The following is a 15134-nucleotide window of genomic DNA, read 5'->3' on the forward strand; positions in this document are numbered from 1 at the left end:
AGAACCTTCTGGTTTTCCATCCGCATTCAGTCAGTTAGCCTAAAATGGTTAGGTCGATAACGAAATTCAACTGAGAGCAGGGGAAAACACCATGCAAAATAAATTACTGATCGCTTCTATTCTGGCTGCCACTGCAATGTTTACCGTTGCGGGCTGTTCGTCTAATCAGGCAGTTAAAACCACAGACGGCCGCACCATCGTCACCGATGGCAAACCGCAGGTGGATGACGATACCGGACTGGTGTCCTACAAAAATGCCGAGACCGGTCAAACTGAGCAGATTAACCGCGACCAGGTGAAATCCATGGGCGAACTGGACAATTAAAAAAAGCAGTGGCCTTAGCCACTGCTTTTATGCTCCATTCTGATCTACTACCAGCGGTGGTTTAGCAGAATATGACCGCCGTAAGCGGCATAGCTGTTTTCACCCCACTCGCCGCTGGCACGAAGAGAGAGCGTCGTGGTCTCGTTTAGATTGCCGGTAATACCCAGCTCTAATTGACCACGATCTTCCGGAGTATCATTACTTACGGTTTCGTCGTTAAACGCCAGATCGTTTTGACCTGAGCCCTTCAGCCAGTTAACCGCAACGTATGGCTGCCAGGCCGTGACGTCCTTCTGCTGGAAATAGCTGGATTTTACGCCGAGACGACCAAAGACGCTGTTGTTGTCCCGTGTGGTAACACGTACACCATCGAGATCGGTATGATTGTCCTGATCAAGATAGCTGTAAATGACCTGCGCCTGCGGCTCGATTTTCAAGGTGCGTTCGTTTTCAGAATCAACAACCCATGCGTGACCCATTTCCAGCGAGGCGGCAAAGCCTTCGCTGTCGTAGTCTTCATCGTTGCGGCTACTGGTTACCTTGTTGTTATACCAACTGTAGGCCGCCCAAGTATCAATGTAGCTGCCAAGCCGCGACTTTTGATCTTCCTGCCAGGTTGCGTACAGACCGACATTGAAGCCGTCTACTTTGCCCTGCGCATCACGCGCATTGTGTTTTGCATCCGCGTGGGTTTTCGCCTGACCCGCACCAAACATACCGCCAGCACGCAAGATACCGTTATCCAGAGGCTTGCTCATAAAGTCGCTGCCTACCTGAAGTACGGTCGTTGTCGTGTCATAGTTAACTCTGTCACCACCTGCGTCATTTTCGTGATAACGGCCTTTAACGTACATCCAGGTATTGAGATTTTCTTCGTTTCGGAAGGTGAGCTGATCGCGATCGTCGCGCTTGTGGAGGAACATGCTTTGTGCGGCAAGATAGTTACCTAAATAAGCCCCAACTTCGGGAGCCATCACTTCAGGGCCATTATTGTCACCGTTGTTACTATTGCCGCCGTTGCTGCTGTTACTTCCGTTGTCTCCGTTGTCGCCGTTGTCGCCGTTGTCTCCGTTGTCGCCGTTGTCGCCGTTGTCGCCGTTGCCACCGTTGTCGCCGTTGTCCCCGTTATCGGTGCCGTCAGCAGGTGTGTCGGATGGCGTTGCCTTAGATTCAAGATACCAGTTGCCGTCGTTATGTTGATAAAGATTGTATTCCCACGCGCCGGCGACGACAGGCTTGGCGAGCGTCAGCTGGGCCCCGGAGCTTCCTCCAACACTGACGATTTCCATACCATTGACCGTCTGGGCACCTAATCCACCGATATTAGAGATGGCAACATCGGACTGCCCGAAGCTACTGCCGGTGATGGTTAAATGATCGGTAGGCGCATTATCATTACCCAAGGTGCTGTTCATAACGATTTGGCTGCCTGCAGAGCCGGTATAATCACCTTTGATGGTGAAATTATTACCTACAGAATCATCAGTTGCACTGAGTAAAAGGGTGCCACTGTTGGTGATATTCCCATTAATGGTATCGGCCCCTGTTGCACTCGACGTTGAATTACCCTGAATAGCGCTCCATGCGGCCAGCGTGCCGCCGCTCAGGATGTTGACGTTATTGTAAACCGTTCCGGCTGTGGCGAAGTTTGCACCACTCTGTACGATCACCGTGGCATGACTGTTTTCAACCCCCAGCGTCGCGCCTTCTGCAACCAGCGTAGTACCACTGTGCAATGTGGTATCACCGGTATAGGTGTTGTTGCCAGTGAAGGTTAGTGTGTTGGAGTCAACTTTCTCTACGTTCCCGCTCCCGGTCATGTTGGTTGCAAATGAGAAGTTGCTGCCCTGATTGAAAAGAACCGTGCCGTTATTGGTTAGGCCACCACTAAGGCTCGCCGTCTTCTGACCGTTGCCCAACTGCAAAGTGGCATCGTTAGCAACCACTGTATTACCACTGTTGGAGACTGTACCCGCCAGCGTCAAATTACCGCTGTTAATCTGTAATGAATCACCGTTGCCGATAATGTCTATATCCCCAGTCAGAGCCCAGTCTTCACCGTTCATTTTGACAGAAGCAAAACCGTCGTCATCGTTTAGCCCGATAAAATTGCTGTCCTCGACGCCTGAACCGACCAGAGTTAATGTATTTCCTTTCGAGACTGTCGATATAACGTCACCCATGAGGGATGAGCCAGTATTAAGGACCAGGGTGTTATTTTTATCGCTGGCAAAAAAGACGGCTGCATGCTCGCCTCCGAGCGAACCGCTATTCGTGATGTCGACTTTAGCGTTGCCGGAGGCATGAATACCGTTTTGGGTGCCTTCTATAGTGCCGCTGTTGGATATTTTTGAGTTGCCATTTTTAAGTGCAACACCATCGCCGTTCAGGCCATTAATTGCGCCTTCATTATTAATTGCAGCGGCAACGTCAGTACTCAGTCCAGTATTGCCTTCGATGATCCCTGTCGTTGTATTTGAAATATTTACCGTTGAGGAATTTTCACTAATGAAAATTCCTGTTTGAACCCCTTTTATACTCCCTTCGTTAATTAAACTCCCTTGTGCTGAGTCGATGTTCACCGCGTTTGCTTCGGTGGACGAGATGGTCGCTCCAGCTTCGTTTGTCACGACGACACGTTGTGCTCCAGTATTAACATAAAGTCCGTTTGCCGTTCCGGAAATATTGCCTTTATTTGTTACTGACGTGACATTAATACCCGACACGGACACGGCTGCATCATTATTTGAGGAGGATATTGTCACATCGTTATTGATAACGTATTCGGTATCAGCTGAAAAGTCTTGCGGGGCGGAAGTAGATTGGTCAATAGTGCCTGCGGTAGTTATTGCTGGGGTGAATGCTAATAAGGCGGGGAAAAATCTCCCAAGCATCCGGGTTGTCCTGTTTAATTCAATGCGTTTAATACTCATGCACACATCCATTTGAATGAAAGGTCGTGAAATGTTCAGGTTAATGATTACGTAATTTTTTAAAAATGATCGTCACAAAACAATGTAAAATTATTATTTTTTCAATGTGTTATGTATACTTCATTTTATTAAAGATGGGTTTTAATAATTCTTAATATATCAGCATTGTATGTATTAATGGGGTTGGATATATCTGTGTTTTATGAGTTCCAGTTAATTCAAGAATGCGTAAATATGGGCAAAGCAGTGACCAGAGAGGCGGTAGCAATACTTGCGATTTGCTTTCAGGCGGCGATGGGACACTTTCAGTGAGCGAGTTAAATGTCTACACTCATTGCTACCAGAGAGAACGGAACGGTAAAGACAGGCTAACTGATGATTTTGATAATTTATGCACATCCTTATCCGCAGCATTCGCATGCGAATAAGCGCATGCTTGAGCAGGTAAGGACGCTCGAAAACGTAGAAATACGTTCCCTCTATCAACTCTATCCCGATTTTAATATCGATATCGCCGCCGAACAGGAGGCACTTTCTCGTGCCGATCTGATTATCTGGCAGCACCCCATGCAGTGGTACAGCACGCCACCGCTTCTGAAACTGTGGATCGATAAAGTCTTCTCCCACGGATGGGCATATGGCCATAATGGTAAAGCCCTACAGGGCAAAAGCCTGATGTGGGCCGTAACCACCGGCGGCGGCGAAAGTCACTTTAATATTGGCTCTTTTCCGGGCTTTGACGTGCTGGCACAACCGCTACAGGCGACCGCACTTTACTGTGGGCTAACCTGGCTTCCCCCTTTTGCAATGCACTGTACGTTCGTTTGCGACGACGAAACCTTGCAGGCACAGGCTCGCCACTATAAACAACGCTTACTCGAGTGGCAGGAGACGCACAATGGATAGCCATACGCTGATACAGGCGCTGATTTACCTCGGCGCAGCGGCGCTGATTGTGCCCGTGGCAGTTCGTCTGGGCCTGGGTTCCGTGCTGGGCTATCTGATTGCCGGGTGTGTCATTGGGCCCTGGGGCTTACGTCTGGTGACGGACGCAGAGGCCATTCTTCATTTCGCCGAAATTGGCGTTGTGCTGATGCTGTTTGTGATTGGCCTGGAGCTGGATCCGCAGCGCTTGTGGAAACTGCGCGCCTCGGTATTTGGCGGTGGCGCGTTGCAGATGGTGGCGTGCGGCCTGCTGCTGGGCGGCTTCTGTATCCTGCTGGGCATGGACTGGAAAGTCGCCGAGCTGATTGGCATGACCCTGGCGCTTTCCTCTACGGCTATTGCCATGCAGGCTATGAACGAACGTAATCTGACGGTTTCCCAAATGGGCCGCAGTGCGTTTTCGGTCCTGCTTTTCCAGGATATCGCCGCTATCCCGCTGGTGGCGATGATCCCGCTGCTGGCCGCGAGCGGGGCATCAACCACCCTCGGCACATTTGCGCTGTCTGCGCTGAAGGTGGCTGGGGCGCTCGCGCTGGTTATCCTGCTTGGCCGCTACGTGACGCGTCCTCTGCTGCGCTTTGTCGCCCGCTCGGGTCTGCGTGAAGTGTTCAGTGCCGTCGCCTTGTTCCTGGTGTTTGGCTTTGGTCTGCTGCTGGAAGAGGCCGGTCTGTCGATGGCGATGGGCGCATTCCTTGCTGGCGTTCTGTTGGCAAGTTCTGAATACCGTCATGCGCTGGAAAGCGATATCGAGCCGTTCAAAGGGTTACTGCTGGGGCTATTTTTCATCGGCGTGGGGATGTCTATCGACTTTGGTACGCTGGTCACGCATCCACTGCGCATCGTCATCCTGCTGGTTGGTTTCCTGGCGATCAAAATGGCGATGCTGTGGCTGATCGCCCGACCGCTTAATGTTCCCAATAAACAGCGCCGCTGGTTCGCCGTGCTGCTTGGGCAGGGAAGTGAATTTGCGTTTGTGGTCTTTGGCGCGGCGCAGATGGCGAACGTCCTCGATCCGGAATGGGCAAAAGCGCTGACGCTTGCCGTCGCACTGTCGATGGCGGCGACGCCAGTCCTGCTGGTGCTCTTAACGCGCCTGGAGAAATCGGACAGCGGACAGGAACGTGAAGCCGATGAGATCGACGAGGAGCAGCCGCGGGTGATCATTGCCGGATTTGGCCGCTTTGGGCAGATTGCTGGCCGTTTACTGCTGTCGAGCGGGGTGAAAATGGTCATCCTCGATCACGATCCGGATCACGTGGATACCCTGCGTAAATTCGACATGAAAGTGTTCTACGGTGATGCTACTCGCGTTGACCTGCTTGAGTCGGCTGGTGCGGCGAAAGCTGAGGTGCTCATCAATGCGATCGACGATCCCCAAACGAGCATGCAGATGGTGGAGTTGGTGAAGGCGCATTTCCCGAATCTGACCATTATTTCCCGCGCGCGCGATGTTGATCACTACATCCAGCTGCGGCAGGCCGGTGTGGACGCGCCGGAGCGTGAAACCTTCGAGGGGGCGCTGAAATCTGGCCGAATGGTGCTGGAAAGTCTGGGGCTAGGCGCCTATGAAGCCCGCGAGCGGGCTGACATGTTCCGCCGCTTTAACACCGATATGGTCGAGGAGATGGTGGCAATGGCGAGCAGTACGGCCTCGGAACGCGCCGCGGTATTTAAACGCACCAGTGCGATGCTGACGGAGATCATTAACGAGGATCGCAACCATATGTCACTGGTTCAGCGTCATGGCTGGCAAGGCACCGAAGAGGGCAAGCATACCGGTGATCCGGCGGACGAGCCGGAGAGTAAACCTTCCGCGTGAAGTGGAGTTGCCAGCAATATTAAAAAATTTCTCTTTCTTTACCCTGCCGCCAGTCGACGAAAGATTAAGCTTTCCGTATAGTGACGGCAATTTTTTGCATCCGGGAAATTTTCAATGATCAGTCTGATTGCAGCGCTGGCGGTAGACCGCGTTATCGGTATGGAAAACGCCATGCCGTGGAACCTTCCTGCCGATCTTGCATGGTTTAAACGTACGACGTTAAACAAGCCGGTAGTGATGGGCCGCCTGACCTGGGAGTCGATTGGTCGTCCATTGCCAGGGCGTAAGAATATCGTTATCAGTAGCCAGCCAGGCACTGACGATCGCGTCGAATGGGTTAAATCCGTCGACGAGGCTATTGCTGCTTGTGGCAATGCCGAAGAGATCATGGTGATTGGTGGAGGACGTGTGTATGAGCAGTTCCTGCCGAAAGCGCAGAAGCTGTATCTGACCCATATTGATGCGGAAGTGGAAGGGGATACGCATTTCCCTGACTACGATCCGGATGAGTGGGAATCGGTATTCAGCGAATTCCACGATGCGGATACGCAGAACTCGCACAGCTACTGTTTCGAGATTCTGGAACGTCGCTAAGTCTTTTCCCTCTCCCCGTCTGGGGGAGAGGGAAATATTCAGGAGGCCACGGCCTCGCTTTCCCCTAAGTCTCGCTGTCGGTTAGACGGCTGCACGAAATACGTTTTATCTTCCCAGCGTAAGCAGGTTAAATCCCCACCCCAGCAGCAGCCGGTATCAAGACCGTAAATCCCTTCAGGTGTGCCTTTCCCTTCCAGCGCTGCCCAATGACCAAATACCACGCTGTACTCGCTGGTGACCGGCCCAGGAATAGCAAACCACGGTTTGAGCGGAGCAGGTGCACTTTCGGGCGTCTCTTTGGAGTACATATCCAGCTGCCCGTTCGGGAAGCAGAAACGCATGCGCGTGAAGGCGTTAGTAATAAAACGCAAACGTGCCAGGCCGGTAAGATCTTCGCTCCAGTGATTCGGCATATCGCCATACATGGCATCGAGGAAGAAAGGATAGGAGTCGCTTGCCAGCACCGCCTCTACGTCACGCGCGCAGGTTTTTGCCGTCTCAATATCCCATTGAGGCGTGATCCCGGCATGGGCCATGACCAGCTTTTTCTCTTCATCGACCTGCAGCAGCGGCTGACGGCGCAGCCAGTTGAGCAAGTCATCGGCGTCGGGTGCATCAAGCAGCGGAGAGAGCCTGTCTTTGGGCTTGTTACGGCTGATCCCGGCGAATACCGCCAGCAGATGCAGATCGTGATTGCCGAGCACCATGCGCACGCTGTCGCCCAAGGATTTTACGAAGCGTAAAACATCAAGGGAGCCTGGGCCACGCGCCACTAAATCACCCGTCAGCCAGAGCATATCCTGCCCCGGGGTGAAATTGACCTGCTTTAATAATGCGATCAGTTCATCGTAGCAACCGTGAACGTCGCCAATCAGATATGTAGACATGAGATTAGTGAATGAATGTTGTTACGGCGAGACGGAACACAGGAATGGCAACGCGGAACGTATTGCCATCGACGTCGACCATTTCATAATGGCCCTGCATGGTACCCATTGGCGTTTCAATGACCGCGCCGCTGGTGTATTGGAACTCTTCTCCAGGATCGATGTGGGGTTGCTCACCGACCACACCTTCACCCTGTACTTCGATTTCACGGCCATTGCCGTTAGTAATAAGCCAGTATCGCCCTAGCAGCTGCACAGGCATCCGCCCCAGATTGCGAATGGTCACGGTGTAAGCGAAGACAAACCGTTCTTCGTCCGGGGAGGACTGCGATTCAACATAGACGCTTTGGACATGGACACAGACGCGGGGCGAATCAATCATGGCTTAACTCTCCTTCGGCGGGGCATTTTCGCTGATGTAATTAGCCAGCTTGCAATATTGCTCCACGGAAATGTTCTCCGCACGCATTGCCGGGTCGATCCCCAGCTCAGCTAATACCTCAACGGTAAACGAATTGCTAAGGCTGTTACGGATCGTTTTACGGCGCTGGTTAAAGGCTTCGGTGGTAACGCGGCTCAGTACGCGCAGCTCTTTAACCGGGTACGGTTTCACTTTATGCGGCACAAGGCGCACAACCGCAGAATCCACTTTTGGCGGCGGCGTAAAGGCAGATGGCGGCACTTCGAGCACCGGGATCACGTTGCAGAAATATTGTGCCATCACGCTTAAACGACCATACGCTTTACTGTTCGGGCCTGCAACCAGACGGTTAACCACCTCTTTTTGTAACATGAAGTGCATGTCAGCAATGGCATCAGTATAGCTAAACAGATGGAACATTAGCGGGGTGGAAATGTTGTACGGCAGGTTACCAAACACGCGCAGCGGCTGACCCATTTTCTCTGACAGCTCGCCAAAGTTCATGGTCATGGCATCCTGCTGATAGATCGTCAGCTTCGGCCCCAGGAACGGGTGCGTTTGCAGTCGAGCAGCGAGATCGCGGTCGAGTTCGATAACGGTCAGTTCGTCCAGGCGTTCACCTACAGGTTCAGTCAGCGCGGCAAGACCCGGGCCGATTTCGACCATTGCCTGGCCTTTCTGCGGATTAATAGCAGACACGATGCTTTCGATCACGAACTGATCGTTGAGGAAGTTTTGCCCGAAGCGTTTACGGGCTAGGTGGCCCTGATGGACTCGATTAGTCATTGAGTATTAACAATCATTTTGATGGCGAGATTAAGCGCCGTAATAAAACTGCCGACATCCGCTTTCCCCTGGCCTGCCAGATCCAGCGCAGTACCGTGGTCAACGGACGTTCGAATAAAAGGTAAACCGAGGGTAATATTCACCCCGCGGCCAAAGCCCTGGTATTTTAGCACGGGCAGGCCCTGATCGTGGTACATCGCGAGCACGGCATCGGCATTATCCAGGTATTTAGGCTGGAAAAGGGTATCCGCAGGCAGTGGCCCGCTTAAGTTCATCCCTTTTGCCCGCATTTCCTCAAGCACTGGGATGATGGTATCGATCTCTTCAGTGCCCATATGTCCGCCTTCACCGGCGTGCGGATTCAGGCCGCAAACCAAAACGTGCGGCTGTTCAATGCCGAATTTGGTCTGCAGGTCGTGATGCAATATCCCAATAATCTCACGCAGGAGTTCTGGGGTGATGGCGTCGGGGATGGCCTTGATGGGCAGATGGGTGGTCACCAGCGCAACGCGCATCTCCTCGGTTGCCAGCATCATCACCACTTTCGGGCTGTGCGAACGCTCTTCGAAGAACTCCGTGTGCCCGGTAAACGGAATACCGGCGTCGTTAATCACCCCTTTGTGTACGGGTCCGGTGATCAATGCGGCGAACTCACCGTTCAGGCAACCGTCACAGGCGCGCACCAGCGTATCAACGACGTAATGACCGTTATCCATGCTGAGCTGACCCGGAACGACAGGCGTACGAAGGGGTATCGAAAGAAGAGTGAGGCTGCCAGCCTGCTGCGGGGCGGGCTGTTGGCCTTCAACGTAAGGAATGAGCGTTAAAGGCAGACCGAGCAATGTTGCTCGGTCTTGTAACAGTGTTGCATCTGCGCAGACAACCAGCTCTACCGGCCAGCTGCGCTGGGCAAGTTGGACGACGAGGTCAGGCCCAATCCCGGCGGGTTCGCCGGGTGTGATCACAACACGATGCGGTTTCATCAGTTGCTAAGAACTTTCACGTAAGCGCTGGCGCGTTGTTCCTGCATCCACGTGGCCGCTTCTTCAGAGAACTTACGGTTAAACAGCATACGGTAGGCTCTGTCTTTTTGCGCCGCATCGGTTTTATCAACGTGACGGGTATCCATCAGTTCGATCAGGTGCCAGCCGAACGAGGAGTGCACCGGCGCACTTATCTGGCCTTTGTTCAGCTTCATCAGCGCATCGCGGAAGGCTGGATCGTAGATGTCGGCTGCTGCCCATCCCAGATCGCCACCCTGATTAGCAGAGCCCGGATCCTGAGAGAACTCTTTCGCTGCATTGGCAAAAGAGGTTTTACCGCTCTTGATATCCGCAGCAATTTGTTCCAGTTTCGCACGTGCCTGATCGTCAGACATGATTGGCGATACTTTCAGCAGAATGTGACGAGCATGCACCTCCGTAACGGAAATATTTTGGCTTTGGCCGCGCAGATCGTTCACTTTCAGAATGTGGAAGCCAACACCTGAACGGATTGGACCCACAATGTCGCCTTTTTTCGCCGTGCTCAGCGCCTGGGCAAAGAGAGAGGGCAGTTCCTGAATACGTCCCCAGCCCATCTGGCCGCCTTTCAGCGCCTGCTGGTCAGCAGAATAGGTGATGGCCAGCTTGCCGAAGTCGCCACCGTTACGCGCCTGCTCAACGATAGAACGCGCCTGACTTTCCGCTTCAGCTGCCTGAGCGGAGGTTGGGTTTTCTGGCAGCGGGATCAGGATGTGGCTTAGATTCAGTTCTGTGCTGGCATCATTCTGGCTACCCACCTGTTTTGCCAGCGCGTCCACTTCCTGAGGCAGAATGGTCACGCGGCGACGCACTTCGTTGTTACGCACTTCTGAAATCAGCATCTCTTTGCGGATCTGATTACGATAGGTTGCATAGCTGATGCCATCGTAAGCCAGACGACTGCGCATCTGATCCATGCTCATGTTGTTCTGCTTCGCAATGTTAGCGATCGCCTGATCGAGCTGTTCGTCAGAGATCTTCACACCCATTTTCTGACCCATTTGCAGGACGATCTGATCCATGATCAGACGTTCCAGGATCTGGTGGCGCAACGTTGCATCATCCGGAAGCTGCTGACCTGCTTCGCCCGAGTTGAGCTTCACAGATTTCATCAAACCGTCAACGTCACTTTCAAGCACTACGCCGTTGTTAACCACAGCCGCGACTTTATCGACAACCTGGGGGGCCGCGAAGCTGGTATTCGCAACCATAGCGACACCGAGCAGCAGCGTTTTCCAGTTCTTCATACTTTTTCCATTTCAATTAACCGCAAAGCGGATTACGTTGCACATCAAGCACATTACAAGGAACTGCGGTACGGCAGTATGTTCGAGCGCAGCATCTGCTGCGTGCCCAGGCCGTAGTTAGAACTCAGACCGCGCAACTCAACATTAAAGCCAATCACGTTATCGTATTTGCTCTGATTGTTTTGAGTATCCCAACCGTTAAGTTTGCGTTCGTAGCCGACGCGCAGCGCGTAACAGCAGGAGTTATACTGCAGGCCGACCATCTGGTCTGCAGCTTTGTTGGCATTGGTATCGAAGTAGTATGCCCCGACGATAGACCAGCGATCGGCGATCGGCCAGCTTGCTGCACCGCCCACCTGCGAGATCCCGTCTTTATACTGGTCTGCATTGGCATAGTTCGGCAGCGTTGCCTGAATGTATTCCGGGCTGGCATAGCGATAGGTAAACTGCACCAGACGATCTTCATCACGGCGGTACTCAATTGCAGCACTGCTTGTTGCAATATTGTCGAGACGCGTATCGTACTGCAGACCTCCGCGTAAACCCCAACGATCGGTCATACGCCAGTAGGTATCACCCGCCCACACCAGGGAACCCGTTTTGTTGTCTTTCTCCCAGTTGATGTTGTCATCACCGGTACGAGACTCGGTGAAATAGTAGATTTGACCAACAGAAACGTTAAAACGTTCAACGGCAGATTCATCATAAACGCGCGTTGTGACGCCCGTCGTCAACTGATTAGCGGAAGCAATACGGTCGAGACCGCCATAGGTGCGGTCGCGGAACAGGCCGCTAAAGTCAGACTGCAGGAAAGAGGAGTCGTAGTTCTGGATTTTACTCTGATCGCGATACGGCACGTACAGATACTGCATGCGTGGCTCAAGCGTTTGGGTATAACCATCGGCCAACATTGCCATATCACGTTCGAAGATCAGCTTGCCGTCCATTTTGAACTGCGGCAGAACGCGGTTAACTGACTCTTCAAGGTCGGTGCCATAGCGGTTGTTGTACCAGTCCAGATTTTTCTGCTGGTAGTGGGTGGCCATCAGTTTGGCTTCGGTATTCAGGCTCGACCAGTTGTTGGACAGCGGTAAATTGATCGTAGGCTCAAGGTGAACACGCGTCGCTTCTGGCATATCAGAGTTGGTGTTGACGAAATGCACCGCCTGGCCATAAACACGGGTATCGAATGGACCGACATCGTTTTGATACCAGTTCACGTCCAGCTGCGGCTCAGCACCGTAGGTACTTGTTGTCTGGGTGTTAAAGACCTGGAACTGTTTGGTCGATATCGTGGCGTTGAAGTTTTGAATGGCGTAACCAACGCTGAATTTCTGCGTGGCGTACCCATCGGTACTGGAACCGTATTTGGAGTCGAAGTCGTTAAAATAGTACGGATCGCTGACTTTGGTATAGTCGACGTTAAAACGCCAGACCTGATCCATCACCCCAGCATGCTTCCAATAATACAGCCAGCGATGTTTATCGCCTTCGGTTGGGTGTTCATCCTGGAAGACTTTATCCGATGGCAGATAATCCAGCTCCATCAGACCTGTACCCGCCTGGGTCAGATAGCGGAACTCATTCTCCCACATGACGTTGCCGCGCTTATGGATATAGTGCGGCGTGATCGTCGCGTCCATGTTGGGCGCGATGTTCCAGTAATACGGCAGGTAGAACTCAAAATAGTTCGAGGTGCTGTATTTGGCATTGGGAATCAGGAAACCTGAACGACGCTTGTCGCCGACAGGCAACTGCAGGTAAGGGCTATAGAAAACAGGTACAGGACCGAGTTTAAAACGGGCGTTCCAGATTTCTGCCACCTGTTCTTCACGGTCGTGAATCACTTCGCTCCCAACCACACTCCAGGTATTCGAACCCGGCAGGCATGAGGTAAAGGTCCCGTTTTCAAGAATAGTATAGCGGTTTTCACCGCGCTGTTTCATCAGGTCGGCATCACCACGCCCCTGACGACCCACCATCTGGTAATCACCTTCCCAGACGTTAGTATCTTTGGTATTCAGGTTTGACCAGGCTTTCGGACCTTTCAGGATGACCTGATTGTCGTCATAGTGCACATTACCCAGCGCATCCACCGTACGCACTGGTGCAGCTGCGCCTTCTGGCTGCTTCTGGTGCAATTGCACCTCATCGGCCCGCAGACGGCTGTTGCCCTGGTTAATATCCACATTGCCCGTAAAGGTGGCATTGTCAGGATAGTTACCCTTTGCACTGTCGGCAGTGATGGTTACCGGCAAGTTATTTGTATCGCCCTTCACCAGCGGGCGATTGAAACTCGGGACGCCAAGCATACACTGCGAGGCGAGATCGGCCGCCAGCCCCTGTTGAGTGTACAGGGCGGTGCCAATCATTGTGGCCAGGAGGGTGGGGATACGTTTTTTCATACGTTGTATTTTATTGTTCCGTCATCAGTGGCTACGGCTTACAAACGCTCAGAGACTATCTTACTCATCAGCGCAGTACCAGCGTTAATCCTGCCCGTTTGCGCGCCAGAGTGTTAGGCTCGCTATCGAATGACGAGTATGATAATGCAAATTATAGGCGATGTCCCTCAATTGACCGTGGCGAAACCACTGTAATGATGGCGTTGCGTCGAATCAGGACCATGACTATTCGGGGAGTATATGCAGTATTGGGGTAAAATCATCGGCGTTGCGTTTGCGTTAATCATGGGGACGGGGTTCTGGGGCGTCGTACTTGGCCTCATTATTGGCCATATGTTTGATAAAGCACGCAGCCGCAAAATGGCCTGGTTTGCTAACCAGCGCGAGCGTCAGTCACTGTTTTTCTCAACCACCTTTGAGGTGATGGGGCATTTAACCAAATCAAAGGGGCGCGTCACCGAAGCCGATATTCAGGTAGCCAGCGTCTTTATGGATCGTATGAACCTGCACGGTGAGTCACGCGTTGCAGCACAAAACGCGTTCCGCATTGGCAAGTCCGATAACTATCCACTGCGTGAGAAAATGCGTCAGTTCCGCAGCATCTGCTTCGGGCGTTTTGATTTAATTCGGATGTTTCTGGAAATACAGATTCAGGCGGCGTTTGCCGACGGTTCTCTGCATCCTAACGAGCGCGATGTTTTATATGTCATTGCCGAAGAGTTGGGCATTTCTCGCATGCAGTTCGATCAGTTCCTGCGCATGATGCAGGGGGGCGCACAGTTCGGCGGCGGTTATCAGCAACAGCAATCGTCCGGCGGTGGTTGGCAACAGGCACAACGTGGCCCGACGCTGGAAGACGCCTGTAACGTACTCGGCGTGAAGCCCTCTGATGATGTGACCACCATCAAGCGCGCTTACCGCAAGCTGATGAGTGAACATCACCCGGATAAACTGGTCGCGAAGGGCTTACCGCCAGAAATGATGGAGATGGCGAAGCAGAAAGCGCAGGAAATTCAGAAAGCGTACGAGCTAATAAAAGAGCAAAAAGGTTTTAAATAAAAAAGGGCCCGACATCGTCGGGCCCTTTTTTTTAGAAGTCTACCGGGGCATTAAAGGTCATGGCGTTGCCAAAAACAGGATGGGTAATGGTAAGCGACTGCGCATGGAGCTGCAGTCGTGGCGCACGCGCCAGTGCTTCTGGCGGGGCGTAGAACCGGTCTCCCAGAATCGGATGACCCATGGCGAGCATGTGCACGCGCAGCTGGTGCGAACGCCCGGTAATCGGCTTAAGCAGAACGCGCGCGGTGTTATCCGGTGCGTACTCCAGAATTTCATACTCGGTTTGCGCGGCTTTGCCGGTTTCATAACAGACCTTTTGCTTCGGTCGGTTCGGCCAGTCGCATATTAGCGGTAAATCCACCAGACCTTCTGCCTGAGCCGGATGGCCCCAAACGCGCGCCACATACTGCTTTTTCGGCTCTCGCTCGCGGAACTGACGCTTCAGCTCGCGCTCAGCCTCTTTGTTCAGCGCCACCACAATCACGCCGCTGGTTGCCATGTCCAGACGATGAACAGACTCTGCCTGAGGGTAATCACGCTGAATGCGCGTCATGACGCTGTCTTTGTGCTCCTCAAGGCGTCCCGGTACGGACAACAGGCCGCTTGGCTTGTTGACCACCATGATGTGCTCATCCTGATAAAGCACCACGAGCCAGGGCTCCATCGGTGGATTGTAAGGCTCCATTACCAT

At 52.8% G+C, this 15134-nt stretch carries 13 protein-coding genes; 5 read left to right on the top strand and 8 right to left on the bottom strand.

Features of this window, described 5'->3' with window-relative positions; genetic code table 11:
• Positions 1 to 91: 91 nt before the first annotated feature.
• Positions 92 to 325 carry a YgdI/YgdR family lipoprotein gene (locus V5P19_RS13050; protein ID WP_334403878.1) on the top strand — a complete coding sequence of 78 codons (234 nt, stop codon included), beginning with the start codon at positions 92 to 94 and terminating at the stop codon, positions 323 to 325.
• Between the two features lie 47 nt (positions 326 to 372).
• Here V5P19_RS13050 and V5P19_RS13055 read toward each other — a convergent pair whose 3' ends face one another.
• Positions 373 to 3258, bottom strand: coding sequence for an autotransporter outer membrane beta-barrel domain-containing protein (locus tag V5P19_RS13055; protein WP_334403880.1), 2886 nt, complete (start codon positions 3256 to 3258; stop codon positions 373 to 375).
• Between the two features lie 375 nt (positions 3259 to 3633).
• On the opposite strand from V5P19_RS13055, the gene kefF reads away from it, so the two are divergent.
• The 3 genes from kefF (at position 3634) to folA (ending at position 6616) form a co-directional block, all read left to right on the top strand.
• Positions 3634 to 4164, top strand: coding sequence for a glutathione-regulated potassium-efflux system oxidoreductase KefF (gene kefF, locus V5P19_RS13060; RefSeq protein WP_334403882.1), 531 nt, complete (start codon positions 3634 to 3636; stop codon positions 4162 to 4164).
• The gene (gene kefC, locus V5P19_RS13065; RefSeq protein WP_334403884.1) at positions 4157 to 6022 is read left to right on the top strand and encodes a glutathione-regulated potassium-efflux system protein KefC; all 1866 of its coding nucleotides are present in this window, start codon (positions 4157 to 4159) and stop codon (positions 6020 to 6022) included. The genes kefF and kefC overlap by 8 nt, the downstream gene beginning before the upstream one ends.
• Before the next feature lie 114 nt (positions 6023 to 6136).
• Complete coding sequence (gene folA, locus V5P19_RS13070) at positions 6137 to 6616, top strand: type 3 dihydrofolate reductase (protein ID WP_334403886.1); 480 nt, start codon at positions 6137 to 6139, stop codon at positions 6614 to 6616.
• Between the two features lie 38 nt (positions 6617 to 6654).
• Here folA and apaH read toward each other — a convergent pair whose 3' ends face one another.
• Genes apaH through lptD form a run of 6 tightly spaced genes read right to left on the bottom strand, consistent with a single transcriptional unit; the run spans position 6655 to position 13384 of the window.
• Complete coding sequence (gene apaH, locus V5P19_RS13075) at positions 6655 to 7503, bottom strand: bis(5'-nucleosyl)-tetraphosphatase (symmetrical) ApaH (RefSeq protein WP_334403888.1); 849 nt, start codon at positions 7501 to 7503, stop codon at positions 6655 to 6657.
• Positions 7504 to 7507: 4 nt separating this feature from the next.
• On the bottom strand, positions 7508 to 7885 hold the full coding sequence (gene apaG / locus V5P19_RS13080; protein WP_334403890.1) for a Co2+/Mg2+ efflux protein ApaG: 378 nt from the start codon (positions 7883 to 7885) through the stop codon (positions 7508 to 7510).
• Between the two features lie 3 nt (positions 7886 to 7888).
• Positions 7889 to 8710 (bottom strand): 16S rRNA (adenine(1518)-N(6)/adenine(1519)-N(6))-dimethyltransferase RsmA, encoded by an 822-nt coding sequence (gene rsmA / locus V5P19_RS13085; protein WP_334403892.1) that lies wholly within the window; start codon positions 8708 to 8710, stop codon positions 7889 to 7891.
• The gene (pdxA, locus tag V5P19_RS13090; RefSeq protein ID WP_334404161.1) at positions 8707 to 9696 is read right to left on the bottom strand and encodes a 4-hydroxythreonine-4-phosphate dehydrogenase PdxA; all 990 of its coding nucleotides are present in this window, start codon (positions 9694 to 9696) and stop codon (positions 8707 to 8709) included. Before pdxA ends, rsmA begins: the two co-directional genes overlap by 4 nt.
• Positions 9693 to 10979, bottom strand: a complete 1287-nt coding sequence (gene surA, locus V5P19_RS13095) for a peptidylprolyl isomerase SurA (protein WP_334403894.1) — start codon at positions 10977 to 10979, stop codon at positions 9693 to 9695. Before surA ends, pdxA begins: the two co-directional genes overlap by 4 nt.
• Positions 10980 to 11032: 53 nt before the next feature.
• The gene (lptD, locus tag V5P19_RS13100) at positions 11033 to 13384 is read right to left on the bottom strand and encodes an LPS assembly protein LptD (RefSeq protein WP_334403896.1); all 2352 of its coding nucleotides are present in this window, start codon (positions 13382 to 13384) and stop codon (positions 11033 to 11035) included.
• A 240-nt stretch (positions 13385 to 13624) separates the two neighbouring features.
• Here lptD and djlA point away from each other — a divergent pair, with 240 nt between their 5' ends.
• Positions 13625 to 14443 (top strand): co-chaperone DjlA, encoded by an 819-nt coding sequence (gene djlA / locus V5P19_RS13105; RefSeq protein WP_334403899.1) that lies wholly within the window; start codon positions 13625 to 13627, stop codon positions 14441 to 14443.
• A gap of 31 nt (positions 14444 to 14474) precedes the next feature.
• Here djlA and rluA read toward each other — a convergent pair whose 3' ends face one another.
• Positions 14475 to 15134: a bifunctional tRNA pseudouridine(32) synthase/23S rRNA pseudouridine(746) synthase RluA gene (gene rluA, locus V5P19_RS13110; RefSeq protein WP_334403901.1), complete on the bottom strand. Its 660-nt coding sequence runs from the start codon at positions 15132 to 15134 to the stop codon at positions 14475 to 14477.

It is taken from the genome of Enterobacter sp. UNJFSC 003 (assembly GCF_036903355.1).
Lineage (GTDB): Bacteria > Pseudomonadota > Gammaproteobacteria > Enterobacterales > Enterobacteriaceae > Enterobacter.